10 protein-coding genes and 1 tRNA gene are annotated in these 18023 nt (G+C 56.2%); 5 read left to right on the top strand and 6 right to left on the bottom strand.

Features of this window, described 5'->3' with window-relative positions:
- Positions 1 to 317: 317 nt before the first annotated feature.
- A tRNA-Ser gene (locus tag EJB06_RS32125) sits at positions 318 to 428 on the bottom strand.
- A gap of 501 nt (positions 429 to 929) precedes the next feature.
- Here EJB06_RS32125 and EJB06_RS30965 point away from each other — a divergent pair.
- The 3 genes from EJB06_RS30965 to EJB06_RS30955 are packed head-to-tail and all read left to right on the top strand — an operon-like array spanning position 930 to position 6016.
- Positions 930 to 1856, top strand: a complete 927-nt coding sequence (locus tag EJB06_RS30965; protein ID WP_126077879.1) for a DUF4007 family protein — start codon at positions 930 to 932, stop codon at positions 1854 to 1856.
- Positions 1849 to 5184, top strand: a complete 3336-nt coding sequence (locus EJB06_RS30960) for an ATP-binding protein (protein ID WP_126077878.1) — start codon at positions 1849 to 1851, stop codon at positions 5182 to 5184. Before EJB06_RS30965 ends, EJB06_RS30960 begins: the two co-directional genes overlap by 8 nt.
- Positions 5177 to 6016 (top strand): phosphoadenosine phosphosulfate reductase family protein, encoded by an 840-nt coding sequence (locus EJB06_RS30955; RefSeq protein ID WP_126077877.1) that lies wholly within the window; start codon positions 5177 to 5179, stop codon positions 6014 to 6016. Before EJB06_RS30960 ends, EJB06_RS30955 begins: the two co-directional genes overlap by 8 nt.
- 7 nt (positions 6017 to 6023) lie before the next feature.
- Here the strand turns inward: EJB06_RS30955 and EJB06_RS30950 are convergent, their stop codons facing one another.
- The 5 genes from EJB06_RS30950 to EJB06_RS30930 are packed head-to-tail and all read right to left on the bottom strand — an operon-like array spanning position 6024 to position 16997.
- Positions 6024 to 6959, bottom strand: a complete 936-nt coding sequence (locus tag EJB06_RS30950; RefSeq protein ID WP_126077876.1) for a serine/threonine protein kinase — start codon at positions 6957 to 6959, stop codon at positions 6024 to 6026.
- Positions 6925 to 8238 carry a DUF262 domain-containing protein gene (locus EJB06_RS30945; protein ID WP_126077875.1) on the bottom strand — a complete coding sequence of 438 codons (1314 nt, stop codon included), beginning with the start codon at positions 8236 to 8238 and terminating at the stop codon, positions 6925 to 6927. Before EJB06_RS30945 ends, EJB06_RS30950 begins: the two co-directional genes overlap by 35 nt.
- A gap of 16 nt (positions 8239 to 8254) precedes the next feature.
- The gene (locus EJB06_RS30940; RefSeq protein WP_126077874.1) at positions 8255 to 13684 is read right to left on the bottom strand and encodes an FtsK/SpoIIIE domain-containing protein; all 5430 of its coding nucleotides are present in this window, start codon (positions 13682 to 13684) and stop codon (positions 8255 to 8257) included.
- Positions 13684 to 15201, bottom strand: a complete 1518-nt coding sequence (locus EJB06_RS30935; protein ID WP_126077873.1) for a methylation-associated defense system protein MAD7 family protein — start codon at positions 15199 to 15201, stop codon at positions 13684 to 13686. Before EJB06_RS30935 ends, EJB06_RS30940 begins: the two co-directional genes overlap by 1 nt.
- A complete protein-coding gene (locus EJB06_RS30930; RefSeq protein WP_229427370.1) occupies positions 15198 to 16997 on the bottom strand; it encodes a hypothetical protein in 1800 nt (599 codons plus the stop codon). Before EJB06_RS30930 ends, EJB06_RS30935 begins: the two co-directional genes overlap by 4 nt.
- Before the next feature lie 650 nt (positions 16998 to 17647).
- On the opposite strand from EJB06_RS30930, the gene EJB06_RS30925 reads away from it, so the two are divergent.
- Positions 17648 to 17908, top strand: coding sequence for a hypothetical protein (locus EJB06_RS30925; RefSeq protein ID WP_126077871.1), 261 nt, complete (start codon positions 17648 to 17650; stop codon positions 17906 to 17908).
- Entirely contained in the window at positions 17908 to 17958 is a 51-nt protein-coding gene (locus EJB06_RS33255; RefSeq protein WP_370660170.1) for a hypothetical protein, read from the top strand. Before EJB06_RS30925 ends, EJB06_RS33255 begins: the two co-directional genes overlap by 1 nt.
- The last annotated feature ends 65 nt before the right edge of the window (positions 17959 to 18023 follow it).

Genomic DNA, 18023 nt, shown 5'->3' with positions numbered 1-18023 from the left:
ATCGCAGCGCTGTACGAGCGCAGCAGCCTGATCGTTGCGCAACACCTTCAGCTGGTCACTGTATGCGACTGCCTGCTCCCTCGTATCAACGGTTGCATAAAAAGGTTGGGGAAGAAGTTTACTGACAACACGGATCTGAAAAGCTCCGCTTGCCAGAACTTTGATCGTGGCCATGGACCTATCATGATCCGACGCGGATGGAGTGTAAAACGAATTAAGGCCGTTTGCAGGCCGTTTTGACGTGTGGTCGACCTCCGTTTTGATGGAGGTCGACACATGTTCAGACTAGCGAAAAACACGCTAAGTCCTTGATTTTCTGGAGGCGAGGACGGGAATCGAACCCGTCTAAACGGCTTTGCAGGCCGTTTTACTAATAAAGGAATCAATAGCATAGCGTCAGACCTCTCACAAAACCTCCCGAGCTCGCCAGTTTCGATGCCACCCGGCGTCACTACTAAACCGACCAAGCACGGGACCGCAGCTTCCGCTCGCACGGGCACGCCACAATACGCAGCCAAACGTTGTCACGATGAGCGAGTCTCCCTTGCACGAGTGCTCTTCGGTTGGCGCTTCCAAAAAAGCAACTTTCACATCAAAGTTTTACGTTACAAAAACTCATGCTACATGACTGCGGGGATGTAGCGTTCGGCGCCTCCTTTCAATGTCATCTTCACTCCGCCTCTACACGGCAGGTAAAATCTCGTTTCTGATTTCCACTCGATGCGAACGCAGCCATTTCCTACACCAGACGGCAACAGCAGTCCCTTCGCCGAGCAACAATTTTTTTGCACCCTTCGCTTCATCTGTGCAAATTCAAGAAATACTGTACACTTATACAGTTATGGATAGCCGCATGTGTAGACGTCTGCGCTTGCCGTCGAACCACGCTTTTGACCCACTGGCGAAGGTCTCCAGTTATAATTCGACGCATGAAAAAAATCACATCAGAAAACGCTCCGGGGCAATTTTCGGGGCATGAGACGTTTCCGCTTCGTCAAATGTGGCTCAAGAAGGCCTACGACCAAGCGAAGTCTGGTGGAATCATTTTGAAGTCCACATTCACCGATGACAATGCGATTGCCGAGTTTGGCGTGGGCAAGAACATGGTTAGCGCAATCCGGCATTGGGCGTTGGCGTGCAATGTGATGACCGAGGAAGGAGCACCTCCCGGCGCTTATAGAGTCACTGAAGCGGCGGACGTCATATTAAATGATGGTGGCTTGGATCCCTACTCCGAGAACCCTACCACTGCTTGGTATGCGCATTGGTGGCTCGCGGGTAAAGGGCATCGGTCGACCACGTGGAAGTGGCTCTTCAATAATGTGACCACGCCAATGTTCTCGCGCGAAGAGCTTGAAGCCGCATTGGCAGAATTTGCGCGTGGCTTGGACTCCAAGCGGAAAATAGCTCCGGCAACCTTATCTCGCGACATAGACACGTGCCTTCGCGGCTACGCCCCACGATCTGCGGGCGGCTCGCCGGAAGAATATGCCGAACCGATGCTTGGCGAATTAGGACTCATCGCCGAAGAGCGCAAAGGTCATTTCGCCTTCCGCAGAGGCCCCAAACCCACACTGCATGATGGCATGTTCGTATACGCTCTTTTGGATTTTTGGGACTCGGCCGCTCCGGGCCTGAGCTCGCTCGCGTTCGAACAGATCGCATTCAACGAAGGGTCGCCGGGACGCGTATTCAAGCTCGACGAGGACTCCATTGCCGAGCGCCTTTTGGGATTGGAACACCTCACCCGTGGCGCTCTGACGTGGACCGACACGGCCGGGCTTAAACAAGTTCATCGGGACAACGCCAAAACCAAGAATCTTAGCGAACGAATGATCGAGAGGGCCTATGCCTAACAAAAAAAGCGCCAAACTCTCGGAAATCGTTCAGGTTTCGCGCCACTACCAACGTTCGATCCGCATCGACATGGATCTTGGTCGCGTGGACGCTCTGGATGGCTACATCTGTCATGGAACGGCGACGGGTGTCTTGAACAGCATGACTAAGCAAATGGTGGACGGCAATCAACGGCTATTCACGTGGACGGGGCCATTCGGCGGCGGAAAATCGTCTCTGGCCGTTGCGTTCGCTAGCGCGCTTGGGGCAGACAAGGGTTTGCGCGCTAAGGCCCGCGACATTTTGCATCTGCAAAACATTCCATCATTCGATCAAGCCCTTCCTTGCGCCAAGGGATGGCTGACGATTCCCATCGTCGGCAAACGCGGTAGCGTCGTGGCCGAGCTTTCAAAAGCCCTGCGTCGAGCGCAAGGGCTCGGAAACGAGGCCCGCAAGACAAATTCTTCAGCTCTGATAGCAGATATTTGCGCTGCGGCTGAGACCAAAACGAACGACGGCGTTTTGATCATCATCGATGAAATGGGCAAGTTCCTCGAAGCCTCTGCCCTAGGCATGGGCGACGACGTCTATTTTTTCCAAGAACTGGCGGAGGTCGCGGCGCGGAGCGCGGGAAAGATTGTCGTCGTCGGCATCCTACATCAGTCCTTTAGCCAATACGCGACGCGCCTCGGAATTGGCTCGCGCGACGACTGGGTCAAGGTCCAAGGACGGTATTCGGATATTCCGCTTGTGGCCGCGAGCGACGAGGTTGTAGAGCTTATTGGCCGCGCAATTCAATCGACAATCACACCCGAATGGATGATGCCTGCGTCCACTGAGATCGCAGCTTCGATCCGCGCGCAACGCCCCGCCGTTGGAGAAGGCTTCGCCAACAGCCTGGCAGCATGCTGGCCGCTGCACCCCGCCATGGCCGCGCTGCTGGGCCCAATCTCGAAACGGCAATTTGGACAAAACGAGCGCAGCACGTTTAGTTTCCTGGCATCCGTCGAGCCGTTTGGATTTCGCTCGTATTTGGAAACGCCAAAGATCCTGTCGTCTTGGTATCGCCCCAACGACTATTGGGATTACCTTCGCGCCAATTTGGAGCCGGCGATCCTCTCGTCGCCGGATGGGCACCGCTGGGCTCAAGCTGTGGATGCCGTTGAGCGCACCGAAGCTAGGACTACCGATCCGTTGCACGTAGAACTGATCAAGAATATCGCAGTTGTCGACCTGTTCCGCAACGGGTCTGGGTTGGCGGCAGAACTGAGCGTCCTCAAATCACTTTTCTACGACCATACGCTGGAGCAGGTAAAGGCCGCCGTAGAGCAGCTGTCGGCGTGGCGGGTGATTCTGTTCAAAAAGCACATCGGCGCTTGGTCCGTTTTCGAGGGCAGCGATTTCGACATCGACAATGCCATTTCGGAAGCGAGGGCGGGCATGTCCGGCGTCGACTTCTCCATGCTTTCAAGTCTCACGAATCTTTACCCTGTGATAGCCAAGCGGCACTATCACGAGACGGGCACGATGCGGTGGATGAACATGGCCCTTTGTCGCGTGGAAGATATCCAACGCATCGCCTCGAAGTTCAAGCCTGAGGCAGGCGAATTCGGATTATTTCTTTTAGCGCTGCCGGGATCAATCACGAACAACAAAGCGGTGTTGCGCCTGTGCCATGAGCACTCCAGAATGAGACCATGGCCCGTCGTCATTGGCATACCGCGCAACCATGCGAAGATCGAAGATCTAGGATCCGAGCTTCTTGCGCTTCAAGTCGTCCAATCGCGCCACGAGCTCAACGGCGACCCTGTCGCCCGACGCGAAGTGTATGCGCGGATCTCATCCATTCGAGCCCAGGTAGAAGAACAGCTTCGCGAGGCTGTGACCAATGCACGATGGATTGCTGGCGAAAATGAGCTTGAGACAAAGGGGCGCCTGTCTCCAATCGCGTCGAATTTGGCGGATGCCGTCTATCCGTCAGCTCCGGAATTGTGGAGCGAGTTATTGAATCGCGACAGCCCCTCGAGCAATAGCGTAAAAGGCCGCCGCGATCTCCTCTACCGAATGCTCGATCACGAAGAGAAAGTGAACCTCGGCATTGAAGGCTACCCAGCCGAACGCGGCCTATACGAAACCTTGCTTCGAACTACAGGCCTGCATCGCCCGGATGCGAACGGGGTTGTTCGATTCCTGCCGCCGGACGAGCAGTCCGCCCCGACGTTTGCGCCCCTGTGGAACGCGACTCGCGAACTCTTCGAGAACTCGAACGCGAGGGTAAAGGTCCCGGAGCTGCATGCCCTATGGGCAAGCGCTCCTTACGGATTGCGCAAGGGTGTCATGCCTGTGATCTTCACAGCATTCCTGCTCACCCACAAAGGCAATCTTGCCTTGTATAAGGACGGGATGTTCATTCCGCGCGTGACCGATGCGGATATCGACGAATACCTTCAAGACGCGTCGCGGTTCTCCATTCGCTGGATTTTGATCGATCAAGAAAAAGCGGGAATCTTAGAAGGCATCTCAGACATCCTTGTCGAAGTTGGGGCCTCTGCGACTACGCGAGACCCGCTGGAAGCTGCGCGCGGCCTCGTCGCCTTGGTCCTTGGCCTGCCGGCATGGAGCCAGCGCACCCACACGATTAGCGATATCGCCAGGAAAGTGCGCGACACGCTGCTCAAGGCGAACGATCCCCACAAGGTCCTATTCATCGATCTGGCGGCTCTACTCGAAAACGACGGGGGCGAATCGTATGTCGAATCGCTTAGAAGTCCCATTGCGGAAATCGCGCAGGCCTACGATAAATTGCTAGCAAGGATACAAGCGACGATGCTCGAAGCGCTCGATGCGCCGGCAGACCGACTGGATCGTTTGCGCGCTCGCGCGGAGGTGCTGACCGGAGTGACCGGCGATTTGCGTCAGGACGCTTTCGCAACTCGATTGGCTAAGTATGACGGAAGCAAGGAAAGCATCGAAGGAATTCTGAGCCTCGCAGCCAACAAGCCTGCGCGCGACTGGAACGATCGCGATATCGACCACGCCCTTTTGGACATCGCCCAAGCGGCGCTTCGCTTTAGGCAGGCCGAAGCATTCGCGTCGGTAAAAGGTCGGGTCCCGACGAGCGAGGCCTTTGCCGTCGTCATAGGAGCCGGAGCTGAAACGCGCACGGTCTCACGCTCGTTTTCCATCCCCGATCGGCACCGCGACGCTGTAGAGTCGATGGCTGAAAGACTAGCATCCACCTTGATGGCCGAAGGCCATAGCACCGAAATATTGCTCGCTGCCTTGGCTAAAGCCGGCATGCGTTTAACCCTTGCAGACGACGCGAGAATGGAGAAGTCTCATGGCTGAAAAGCATGTTCTCGGAATATCGGGCGGGAAGGACAGCGCCGCCCTTGCCGTCTTCGTTCGCCAAAACTATCCTGAACTGGAAGTCGAATACTTCTTTACCGACACCGGCAAGGAGTTGCCTGAGGTATATGAGTTCCTAGGGCGCCTAGAGGGGTTTTTAGGGCAGCCCATCGCCAAGTTGAATCCCCGACGCGACTTCGATTTCTGGCTGCGCGAATACAAGCATTTCCTCCCTTCCGCTCAGACACGTTGGTGCACCAGGCAGTTGAAGCTTGCGCCATTCGAACAATGGATAAAGCCTATGCTGGCCGCCGGCGACACGGTCACTTCTTACGTTGCGATACGCGCCGATGAGGAGTATCGCGAAGGCTACACATCCAAGCACGAGAACTTGAAAGTCCGCCTTCCATTTCGGGAAGCGGGGATCGACAAGACGGCGGTGATGGACATCCTTGAATCGTCGGGAGTAGGCATTCCGAAGTATTACGATTGGCGCTCACGAAGCGGATGCACATTCTGCTTTTTCCAACAAAAGATTGAATGGGTGCGGCTCAAAGAGCGACATCCGGACCGATTCGAGGAGGCTAAACAATACGAAAAAAACGCGCTCGAACACGGATCTCCGTTCACCTGGACCCAAGGAGAATCATTAGATGAACTGGAAAAGCCGGCGCGCGTCATCCAAATTGTCACTGATTTCGAACGCCGCAAGCAGCGTGACCTAGCAAGCAGACCGATAAATCCACTACGTCCAGTGGATACCATCGATGACATAGACGACCTCTACGGGGACGACGAGGGCAATGGGGCGTGCGTAGTTTGCCACAAGTGATTCGTCGTCAAGCCTGCACTAAGTCGTCGATAGCAGCAATAACAGCTTCGCTGAACTGTTTGGCACCCTGGTAGCGTCTACTTAGCGAATGCTGCAGGCCCGTGGAAATTGGGCCATAGAGCCTCTCGGCGCCGGTCCAGTCCTCGCGGGTTAAGATTCCGCTCGGATGTCGACGTGTGACGACCCACCAAAAAACTGCAGCTAACTGGAATACATCAGAAGCCGCGGATATTGATTCCTGCAAACCAACTGAACGATTGTTCGCCTCCGGTGATAGCCAAAAACGCGGCCCAGGGATTTCCCCAGCTCGAGTAAGATCCTTCTCCGCAACATCCTCAACTGGCTCGCATAGGCCAAAGTCGCTGATCGCCCATCGTTCGCCAACGACCAAAATATTCTCCGGCTTGATGTCTCGATGAATAGCATGTTCATGCAATAGTTCGAGTGCTCCTACAAGTCCGCGAAATTGAGCGTTATATATTTCTTGTGCGACCGGCCCAGGCGAGGAGGCAAGAAAGCTTCGAAGCGTCATCGTGGCTCGCTCCATGACAAAAAACGGCATCGTAAATGGAACATTCTGCCGCCGTTTAGGGTCGAAATAATGACTCTGCGCTTCTCCGCTTGCCATAAATTTGATGAGGTGATCGTGCCGAGCATGGGTAAGTTTTTCGATCAATCGCGTCTCCAACTGGAAACGCGGCAATCGGTTTACGTCCCTTGTATGAGCCAGAAATTTGATGGCGTAAATCATCCCGTCGCGCTCATCTGTGCACTGGCAAACAACCGCGTTGCCCCCAGAGCCGATTTGCTCTTCAACCACATAGACATGGCCGTCTGATCCTTTCACTTTCGAGGGCACTTTAAATCCGCGCTTCCCGAAGAGAACGTCGATATATTCGGCTTGCATATCAAATAAGAGAAGATTGAACTTGCGTGTGAGCAAACGTGAGCGAGACGTCACTGCTCGGAGCGGAAATCACATACCATTCGTCCCGATTTACGCATTCAGCGTGTAGGCGACTCACATTGTGAATTTGGAATACCTGGCTGTCTTTTCTCCATCCTACCTCTTGGACTTGGCCTCTTGTCACCTCAGCATCACAAACTCCGCAGAAATTAACCGCGGGCTCTCCAAATGGACCATGGTCGCCGGTTGCTATTCGGTAAACAAGGGTTGCTCCATCGCCGATCGGCGGTCTGCGAAAGTAGGAACCGCTTAGAATGACTTTTAAGAAATCCATGCGCCACCGACGGCTACCGTAAGTGTTGGCCTGTGAGACACATTTGATTGCATAGTCGCGACAATCCGATGCGGCTGATTCTGGTTCGATCAAGAAGTCAAGAATTCGCAGGTCCATCCTCAACTCCTCAACGCTTATTCCATCAAGCGAGCCACCTTCGGCGCGGAGCTCGTCAATTGCTAGCAGAAGGGAATAAAAATCAGATTTCTGTTTGAACCGCATAGAGTTGATTGGTCGTCCTGGTGGAAATAGAGAAGCCAAGTCGTTCAAGCAGGCGAGAAAACGCGCTTCGACGGCCTCGACTTCATTCTTTTCCCAAGTCGTGTATTTAAGGTAGTACGAATCGAGAGCTTCACGTTTTTCCTGTGGCCCGGCCAGCAGCCCGGCCACAAGTTCAGAGACAAACTCAACATCGGCAAAACGTCGGCGATTGGCCACACTAAATACTCTCCCCGTTTCCAAAAATTCGTGTGCAGCCAAACTTTCTGCCAGTTCCAGAAATGCCCCAGGATAATCTGCTCGCCTCAGCTCCTGCTTGGTCAATGCGATCGCATATTTATTCAACCGGGAATAAGTCTCCCTAAGCTCGTCGTCCGAGAACCCGATAGCCTCATTAAAATCGATGCTGTATTGCAAAAATTCGTTGCGAACTTCTTCAGGCATCTGTGAGAAAGTGAGGCCCTCATGTTCCCCCCTGTAGGGGCTTTCCAGTGCGAACTTGTTGTCCAAAAAACCGAGAATTGAACTGATCCGCTGCTGACCATCGATGACTGTTCTATACACCTGTCCTTCACGAATTGCAGAAGAAACGAAAGCCTTTGGCATCGGAATCGCTCTAAGGATTGTGTCCATAAGCATGACTTTCGCAGCATCGCTCCAAACTTCATGACGCTGGAAAGCGGGTCGAATTTCGAGCCTGCCCGAGCGTTGCCAATCACGAATATCGGAAATCGGGTGTGGGCTGGAATTCCATCTTTTCATGCAGTCCTCCGTGCGGTTAGGGGTTGTCACGGCGAATAGCCTCGACCGCCAGTGTTATGTCGTCGTCGCTCAGAAAAGGCGCTTGGGCGAATACTAAACCCTGCTCACCATTTAGCTTGGCGGCGAGGTGTCCCTTCCCAAGAAGCAGTTCAGCACCTGGACGGTCGAGCGCGATCTTGGAAGTCGCTTCGCTGGCGACTTTTAAAATGAGGCGATTTCCCAGGTTCTCTCGCAACTGCATAGGCATGACGTCTTTATCTGGCCGCTGCGCCGCAAAAAGCAGATGGATCCCAGCCGCACGGGCCTTGACACCCAAGCGCTGCACTGCCGTGCCGACCGCCGCCTTATAGGCGTCATCCAACATCCAATCAGCGAATTCGTCATGCACCAAGAACACCATCGGCAGCTTGTCCTCGGGGGTAGCTTTCGCGTTGAACGTCGTCAAATCGCGGGCACGGGCGGGGGCGAAAGTCCGGTATCTTTTCTCCATCTCCTCGACCAATTCCTTGAGCACTTCGGTCGCCCGTTCCTTCGTGGTGACGATGGGTTCCCGCATGTGGGGCAACTCGTCCAGCGCGGAGTAGTCTACACCCATTTTCGGATCGATCAACACAATGTGGGCAAGCTCCTTCGGATTCGTCGCAGCTATATCGAGCATGATCGCTTGGATCAGAACCGACTTCCCGCTACCAGTGCCCCCCGCCACCAAGGAATGAGGTTCGTGGCTGGACAGGCCCGCGAACTCGGAACCCAAATTCAGGTAGAGAATCGATCCGTTGATTTCTTGGAGGCCAAGCACGAACGATGTGTTGATGCCGGCCACATTTCTGTTGAGGACGCGGCGGGCCCACAAATCCCATAGCGAGACAGACTTCCGCTTTTCCGCGGCGATCGTGACGACGATCTCCCCGGGTTTGGGCTGCACCGTCACAAGTTCGATCGAATGCGTCGTCAGCAATTGCGTTCTCTTGGCTTCGACGTCCTCGACGCGCAACTTGTCCGAACCTGCCAGCCTTACCAAGCAGCCGTTTGGCGTCAGGCGAGTGCCCAGCACCGTGGACTGCAAACCGTAGCTGTTAAGCGCAGCTTTAAGTTTGCGGGTCGATTCGTCGGCCCACGCCTCTCTTTCGTCGACCGCGCCGGCCTGGGCTGCAGCTCGCGCGGTCACGAGACGACCGAAATGGGTGCTGTCCAAAGCCACCGAGGCGTTCGCATCCTCCTTGTCGATGCGTTGGCCTCGTTGAAATTGGAGTTCAAGCGCTTCCAGGCGAGCAGCATCCGGTTGGTGAGACGCGGCCGACTGATCAGAAACGTCGTTGCCGCCTACGATGCCAGATTCCGTGGTGTCATCTACACTTTGCCGCCCAATTTCGTCTCCACCCGCCAACTGCTCCATCGTGAAGGTCCATGCAACCCGGTCTGCAGGTGGTCGCGTCGCCGCAGTCGCCCATGGATCCTCAGGGCCAAGCTTCGATCGAACGGATGCCGGATTGCCCTTGCGTGCATAAATCTCGACCAGCGACCGCAGTTCGGTCCGATCAAAAACTTCTTGCCACGCTTGGATTCCTTCGGTTGAATCGACGAGCACCTGTTCGGACGCCGAACGGGACATCCCAGCGTCGGCGGTATGCACGAATACGTGCGAATAGCCTCTCAAGGAAATCTTGGCCGCTCCATCTTTTAGGCTTGACCGCGCGCGTTCAAGCAGCCCTGAGGAGCCTGGCGGGATGTTCGCATCGATCAGCATGTCGGCCAACCTCGAGAGCCATACATCGCGATCCAAGCGGCCCGGATGACCGAAGAGCGCAGTCCGAAAGGTCGACAACGTCGCCATAAGCTGCGCCTTGGACGATTTCCGAGCTTCGGCGAACCCGGCGGCGCCCACATATTTGCACTCCACCACCGCCACATGGAGATGAGGTCCGTCGTCCCGTTCCTCCACGCAGAGGCCGAGAATGTCGGCAATGCGGTTTTCCTTCTGCGCGAGCCAGCCCGCATAGTCGTCGAGAAGAAAAAAGACGCTGAACGACTGGCGCGACTTCGCGACGATGCCTTTGAATTCGTGTTCGAGCATATATCGACTCAGGACCAAGCCGACCATCTCTCCGGCGGACACTCCTCGCTTTGCCGCCCGAAGCACGATGTCGCCGGACACGGACAGGGCATCTTTCTTCATGCGCGACGCGACCGCATCGTATTCTTGCGGCGTGAACGGCAGCCCGAGTTCAGTGAGCCTTCGGCGCGCGAGCACGCCGAGAAGGCGCAGTTCGGAGGTCGAGCTAACAATCATGTTTCGGCCATTCGTGGAGGACCTACGATAGCGAACTACTGTCACCCCGTTCGCCTGTAGCTGCCGCTTATCGAGCAGCTCGTCGTAGGTCGCCACCCATTCCGCCAAAGCGTGGGCATCGGTCATCGTTCCGCTGAGCGCTTCATTTTGAAGCGAAATTCGGCGGGCAGGCAAAAACAAAGCGCCCTCCCGAGCGTCCGTCTGTCGAACCACCGATGCGACTGCCGAGACATACGCCCATCCCGACGCGGTCTGCCTCGGGCACGTCAGAAAAGTCGTCGATTTGAGCTCATTCTCACCGGATACGCTGCGGTAGGACCATCTCGACGGGGCATGTTCCAAGCTTGGACGCTCATTGGTCCACTCCACCGGAATCCATTCCACGCGCGCCGTTCGCGACACCACATCATGGAGGAACGCCACATCGAAGGCCCGGAAACCGTCATCCGCAGCGATCGGAGTGACCGAGGACGGCGAGACCGATATTCGCAGCTTTGAAATGAAATTGTCCGAAGTCTCGCTCACGATTGGCAAGTCGGGGTCGTCGCCGGACTTGTTGACCAGCTCCGCGTAAACTCGGCGGAGCTTGGCCGGGTCGCGGTGCCGAACAGAGATGCTGCATTGGAAACCCGTCTCCGCCTGCATATTCGAAAGCTCTCTCACTACGGCCAACGGCAGCTCAGCAGCATCGGCGTTATATAGCAGGACGCTTAGATTGCTCGCCTCGTGTGGCTGCAAGCCGATATAGCGTTCGAGCAGCTCGCGCACCTGCTTGGCCGCCGCCGCTGGATCAACGTCGGTCATCGCCTCGTCACCGCCTCGCACAGGCTCTTCGAAAAGACTGTATCCGTTGACAGTGCTGCATTCGGTAAGAAGGAGCGGGGAGCCCCCGCGTTGGGCCACGGCGATCTCGGGATAGAAGGGATGGGCAAGCTCCTCGGAGAACTCGCGGAAGAATATGCCACGGTCTCCGAAGAGGACGTTTCGGTTTCCGAGAATATGAGTGACCAGTCCAGCGACGCGACGCGTCTTTACCGCCAACGCCTTCATCCGCTCGGGATGCCACGGCGGAATGATGAGGCACGGCTGCTCGCCGAGCACCGTCACGGTCCCAATCGTAAGCACGGCGGCGACCAGCTTGGAGCGACAGACGTCGCCCCGCGCATGGGTCGCCAAGGTTCGCAGAAGCGCAGCAAAAGACTCAGCTTGCCTGAGCACGGCCTCGCCATGAAGTCCGACGCCAATGAAGTCGTCGAACGCCTTGATGTAGTCTTCCTCGAACGCATCCCACGCGGTCCTAATCTCCGTCTTCTGTTCTGCGGTGATCCGGTCCTCGGCAGCAAGTTCGTTGATGCTTTGCTTGATTTGATGGCGAAGGTTGACCAGCTTAGCCACTTGAGGCACGAGCGACCCGGCATCGCGAGAATAGGTCGCCTCCAAGGTCGACGTGTCCAGTAGCGAAACGCTTTGGACTCCCCCTTTCTTGCTGACCACGCGACGCGGAACCTCCGAACGACCAACAGATCCTTTTTCTTTGAGTCGCAGCATATCTTCGACCAACGATAGGCCAATGGAATCTGGGCGGTAGTTCCAAACGAGTTGAGTCTTGTCCAGGATTTTTTCGCGTTCGCCCGGACACTCGACCAAGGCCACCTCGAATTTTATTTGGGTCGCAGCTTTGGCCAGCGAAGCGCACGGCTTGATCTTCCCTTGCAGTTCCAATTCACGGGCAAAGAACGCCGGATATTGAAACAAGGGATCGGGCAGATTGGCGTTCCGCATGCGCTCGACTTTCCAGTCGACCTTGGCGCCCATGAGCTCCTTAATACCACGATACATCGAGGAGAAATAGGCTCCTACGTCATGATTGAATCGCTCGCGCCACTCTTTGCGCCCTTTCGTGACGGTGAAGCGCAGGATGCGCTCTTTTCCGGTGTCCCCTGCCCCCGACACAAGCCGATAGGCGACATCGGTAAATCCATCGAGGAAGTCATGGCATTCAATCGCCTTCCCGAAGATGGCCTTCTCCCAACGGCCATGGAGGGACTTGTCCTGCTCCAAATAGCGACGGTGAAGCTCAAAGAATGCCTCGTCATCGTCCTCGACCCAATCGGTCCGACGTTCGCGAGCACGCAACTCATCCAAATGTTTGCGCCAACGCGCGTCGAGAACGTCGTCGTCGGCGCATTGGTTGTCGAAGAAATGCAATGTGGCGTCGGCCAAGCCACGTTGTTGAACGCGGGGCTTGTCGAATATCAGGTGGACTCCGTCTCGCTCCCATTCGAGCAGTGCAATGGCGTTCAAGGTTCGCTCGTCCGCTCCGAACGGCGCGTCGATGAATGCTTCCAAAGCGACGCGGACGCTCTCGTCGATCACATCGGTATTTTCCGTCAGCCTCTGATGCATTTCCTCCGGATCCAATGGCTGGCCGTTCGGTCGCAGCCGAGCCAAAAGCGGAGCGCGGTTCGCGAAGAGCTTGTCGAACGCCTTCTTCCAAGGTCCGACAGCCTGGCCAAAGGTTTTAGCGTTTGAGAATAAAGACGTGTCCCGGGGTAGCCCAACGCATGGCAGCGCCCAGCCCAAAGCATCCCTCACGGCGAGGCCTTGGACGGTTGAACCTGCGCTCACCATCGAGCAAAAGTCCGCGAGCTGGTCCAGCGACAAGTCTGACGTCGAAATCAAACCCTTGAGGGCCGCCCTGAAAACTCCACGATCTTCAGGCGTCGGCGTCATCGCTGCGGCATGGCAAGTCGCCGTGACCCATGCGCCTTCATTTGCCCGAAATTCCTTGGCTCCGAGCGCCGTCACATGCCCCAGCGTGTCCGCAAGGTTGTGTTCATTGCCGTTGGCGGTCAAAAGAGCTTCTTTGGCCGTCCCGGCGTTCCGGACGGCCCCCGCGTTCATGGTCGTCAAAGCGTCTTCGGGCAATCCTTGTCCTTCGACCAAAGACGCAGGGATGCGAAGGTCTATCCGCGCCAACAACGGAGGATTGGCCAGAATTTCGCGAGCGACCGAAGCAATTTGGGCGGATGAGAGTTTATCGAGCCTGAAAAGAGCTGCCGTGTCAAAGAGCCGGCCGTCTGCGTGCCGCGAGTTGGGCAGCCGTTCGGCGAGAATATCGGCGCCAACGCGGCCAATGATGCGATCGGCCAGCATTATTCATCCCCCTGGGAGCTAAATGGATTTTCAACAAAAGAGCACGAGTCGGAGAGCCGACGGACCAACCCAAGGCCGACCAGGCGCGTTTCGAGATTTCTGCGATTGTCGCTGAGAGCTTCTTGATCTACCCGCTTTTCCAACACGAGCCGAGCCCCTTCGACGTCGCCGATCACGATGCCATATCGCCGCTTCGCCTCGCTGAGAAATTCGTCGAACTGCATGCGGGTATCTACGATCGTGACCACCAGAGTTTTAAGCAGTCGGTCGTTCGGCGCATAGCGGTTTCTTCGCGATAGCCGCCGCGAACTCAATCCGATGGATTTCGACCACGTCGCATGGATCTTGCCCACGTGCTGCTCATGGCGAGACTCGGCCTTCTCGACCAGTTTCGCCACGAGTTCGTCCCCCCGAAGGTTCAAATACTCCTTGTCGTCATCGTCGTCGGTGGGCCATTGAAACATTTCGCGCATCAATTCCACGCAGCCAACCTCCAAGCTATTCGACTGCATGGCCGCGTCCCACCGTGGGTCGAGCTTGACGCTCTCGACCTCCGCCCGAATAGCCCTCACGGAAAGCGCTTGGTTCGCGTGATAAGAGTCTCCTGACAGCGCGCGGACCCTCGTTCTCTGGGCAACGATTTCACATACGATTTCTACCGGGTCGGCGTCCCCCGCGACCGTCTTCGCGCACTCGAGGAAATACAGCAGCAAGTTGAGCCCAGCGTTGACGATCAAATGTTCGAGGGCGTCGTAGACGGGCATGTCCCTCGACAGGATGGCGAGCCAATCTTCGCACATCTGGTCAAATCTTGGATGGCTTTCGTAGGGTAGAGGCCCCACATCCCGAGCCGCATCGACCAGTTGCGCTTCGCCTTGCATCGCCTTCACCAGCCTATTCATCGTCTTGTTTGAATCGAAGAGTCGTTCGACCAGTTTGGCTCCTAGCTCTGGTCCACGATTTGCGCGGGAAAGCATCAAATAGAGCAATTCGCCTGTGCGCGCGAAAAACCTCCTGTCGTTGGACGCGCCGCCTTTGGCGTCGATGCGCAAATCTTCATACAACGCGTCGGGCCCGAAAGGGAATACGAACTTGGAACTCCAACGCTTGTTGCTTCTAGCCTCGAAGGCAGAGGAGCGCAGGAGCTCGATAGCTTTGGCGAAATCGTCAAAGCTAGCGAAAATTGCTCTCAGGTATCCCATGTCCTGGTCGCCAAGCTTAGTGGAATCCTCTTCAAAGCGATCCATCCACTCTCGCCACTTTTCCTCGTCCGAAATCGGCCGCTCACGAATGGATTCCACGAATGGATTGTTGAATAAGAGTGCTCGAAGCCGTATTTGCCGCTGCGGCCGATAGTGGATTTGATCGCCGGGGCCAGCCAGCGGCGCGGCAGTATTCGAGCCAAGCACGCCAAGAAACTCCAACACCGTCAAGTGCGGCAGCTGTTCGTCGTAGAGCCGGTGTCCCCAAATGTGTTCGTCCACCGCGAAGTCGACATTCTTTATCTTCTTCCTCACGCGGAGATCCTCACGGTGACCGGCCGAGAAAATCCGAGGCCGTGCTGCTCTATCTCGATGAACCGCAGTTTGATCGAATGGTCCTCGATGCCCGCCTCGTCGTCTTCTTCCGCAGGATGCATGTCGAGGATCACCTCCGCCTTCCTTAGCAACTTAGCCTTGAACGCCAGCATGTCCTCGAGGCATTCGTTGGAAAAGCTCCCCGGCAAAGCGCCCATGGCTACTCGGCAGAGGAACTCGAATCGGACCGGCGACAATGGAAAGGAAACGGTATTTCCGGCGCCCGGGGCCAAGGCGATGTCCAGGCATGCCCGATCCGTCTGCTTGTCGAGCTTGATCATCATGCCCGTCCCGCGGTCGCGTTTGGCAGGAACCTCCGTGTCGCAGAGCACGCTCACCCGCGATTGGGTAAATCCTCCGGAGCTGGCGACGAAAATGTTGTCCGTGTTCTCGATCAGCAAGCCCGTCATGACGCGGTTGAGCCCCCGGACCAATCGCGAACGGACGCTGTCGCTAATAGGCTTGCGCTCGGCCAGCGCCGCGATCGTGCCCAGATAGTCCCCTCCGAACCTAAAGGCGGTCATGCCCCAAAACGGATAAGCTGCCTCACCATCAGGCAGGGTAAAGAACAGCCGCCTTCGCTGCGATTCCAAGCGCTCCATGAACTCATCGGTCTCGCTCTCCAACCTTGCATTCTCCTCGCCTTCCAAATAGCGCTCGAGAGCGGACAGGAAGCCAGGAGTTGCGCCGTAAACCGGATCGCTGGCGACAAGGCGAGCGAACGGCTCAGCCAGCTTGCCATCATCGTGTCCATAGACGAGCAGTCCGTCGGCGCGGCTCGTCGACTCCTCGCCGATGCCGAAGGACGCTAACGCTTTGAAGACAGGTCTTTCCAAAGCCCTTCGCGAAGGCAAATTCGCGCCGAACACGTTCCCATAAAGGGACGCCTGCTCGACTGAACCCTCCGCTTGTATCTTGAGAATATCCGCGCAAGCCATGAGGCCCTCTTTAGCCAACGGGTGGCCGAGAATCATATTGGCGGTCAGCGCCAGCAAGTCGCGAACTGGCAAATGCAATCCATTCAACCGAGCGATATCCACCAAGTCGCCCAATCGACGAACGAACGCTGCCTCCCCACTGCCACCTAGCAACCGGCGACGATTCTCAAAAATTGGACACACTCGACCGTCGGCCTGAAGCGAGCACGATGAACAATTCGTCCATTCGCTGTGCTCTGATATGGCTCTAACGACTTCAACTAGAGAATCCCGATGACCGATGCGACTCAGATCGAACAGCGCCAGCCGCCCGGGCGGATTTCCTCCGCTCAAAAACGCGTCTTGCAGTGGTTTCCTTAGGGGATGCTCGCGTCCTTGTCTCTGCCCCAAGTCGCGCAGCCGTTCAAGAATCTGGCCATGGTTGGCGGCGATCACCACAAATTTGGAATCGTCGCCTTCTAACGCCGACCGCTCCAGCATCATCAATACATCATCACTCTGCTCGTCACGCAACTCGCTGAGGTCCTTGACGAAAACTGCCACACGCCCGTCGGGCAATGCCAATTCCTTAACTAATTGCGCACTCCCCCAAGCTTTTGCAGTTCCTCCCACTGCCGTCCATAGGCCTCTGCAATGGTAGGTTTTCCCATCGCCAGCGGTGCCGGCGATGAGGAGGCCACCGGGCGAGCCCGATTTGACATAAGCGACTATTTTGTCCAGTTGCGGACTCGACAGGGTGATCGGCGCAACCTTCGCGCGATTAAGCGCGCCAGTGATGTATTCGTCGAACAGATTCAAGTTGTTCGGCGTGGGACCGTAAGAGCGCAAAAAACGCACCCAAGCGCTTGAGGGAAGCGCGGCGCCCGGTTCACTAACTGCTAAGCCATTCATTGCGACCCACCCTTGGAGGAAATTGCTGTAGTTATTAAAAAGCGGCATTGGACAAGGCCATCAAGCAATCACAAGCGTCATGATGAGCATGGTATTTTTTGCTCACGTGAACGCACAACTTCAGCGAAAAAAGGGTGGCTTGATTAGCAGCTTGCCCACGGATGATGGATGGTAGTTCGCAACTAAGAGTTTCGTCAACAGCAGAGAACGTTGTGACAATTGGTGGTTTTACTAAGTAAATCACTTCGAGACGATTTGGTTCCGTTTATTTGCTCATGGTAAGCGGCTCGCGCCGCTGTTCATCGACGAGGCGCACGATTTGAGTAGCCCCACCCTCATCGGCCTCATGCGCCTATTGCGGATCGTCGAGGACGTCCGGGGGCTTTTGGTGGTCCTGGCCTCCCATCCTAAATCACGGAATGACCTGCGCAGGACGACGATCGACGAGATCGCCTAAAGCATAGTTGGCCTCAACTATCGCCACCGCCGCCAACATCCAGCATCCAGCATCCATGGTGGCCTCCGAAAACATCCGATGCCAGCCCGAGAATGGCTAGTTGGCGGTCAATGCCGAACTCTTGTTGGGTACGTCGAAAAACTACCCCGTCCATAGCATGTGGCGGACCGCCGATTCTGACGCTTTCCTCATGATCAAAACCAGTCTGTTTGCCGACCAGAAGCGCGAAGCCAAGCTGAACAAGCTGGGTGATGCACTGCAGGTGATGGAGAAGCAAGTCGACTTCGCAGCGTTGGCCGATGAAGTGGACCGCGCCGTAGCTGCGAGCGCGGCGGTCGTCCCTCGTTCCCAACCGAATTGATGGTTCGCCTTTTGCCGATCCAGCAGTTGTTTAAGCTGAGCGACGAATAGATGGAATTCCAGTTACTCGACCGTCTGAGTTTCCAGCACTTTGTAGGGTTGCGCTCGATCAGTCA

This window comes from Massilia atriviolacea, from assembly GCF_003953935.1.
Classification (GTDB): domain Bacteria; phylum Pseudomonadota; class Gammaproteobacteria; order Burkholderiales; family Burkholderiaceae_D; genus Telluria_A; species Telluria_A atriviolacea.
This window is presented reverse-complemented; position numbering and strand designations above follow the sequence as displayed.

Bases quoted from the DNA above. Each gene is read 5' to 3' on its own strand.
- EJB06_RS30965 (WP_126077879.1), top strand. From the start codon at position 930: ATGAAAAAAATCACATCAGAAAACGCTCCGGGGCAATTTTCGGGGCAT.
- EJB06_RS30960 (WP_126077878.1), top strand. From the start codon at position 1,849: ATGCCTAACAAAAAAAGCGCCAAACTCTCGGAAATCGTTCAGGTTTCG.
- EJB06_RS30955 (WP_126077877.1), top strand. From the start codon at position 5,177: ATGGCTGAAAAGCATGTTCTCGGAATATCGGGCGGGAAGGACAGCGCC.
- EJB06_RS30945 (WP_126077875.1), bottom strand. From the start codon at position 8,238: ATGAAAAGATGGAATTCCAGCCCACACCCGATTTCCGATATTCGTGAT.
- EJB06_RS30940 (WP_126077874.1), bottom strand. From the start codon at position 13,684: ATGCTGGCCGATCGCATCATTGGCCGCGTTGGCGCCGATATTCTCGCC.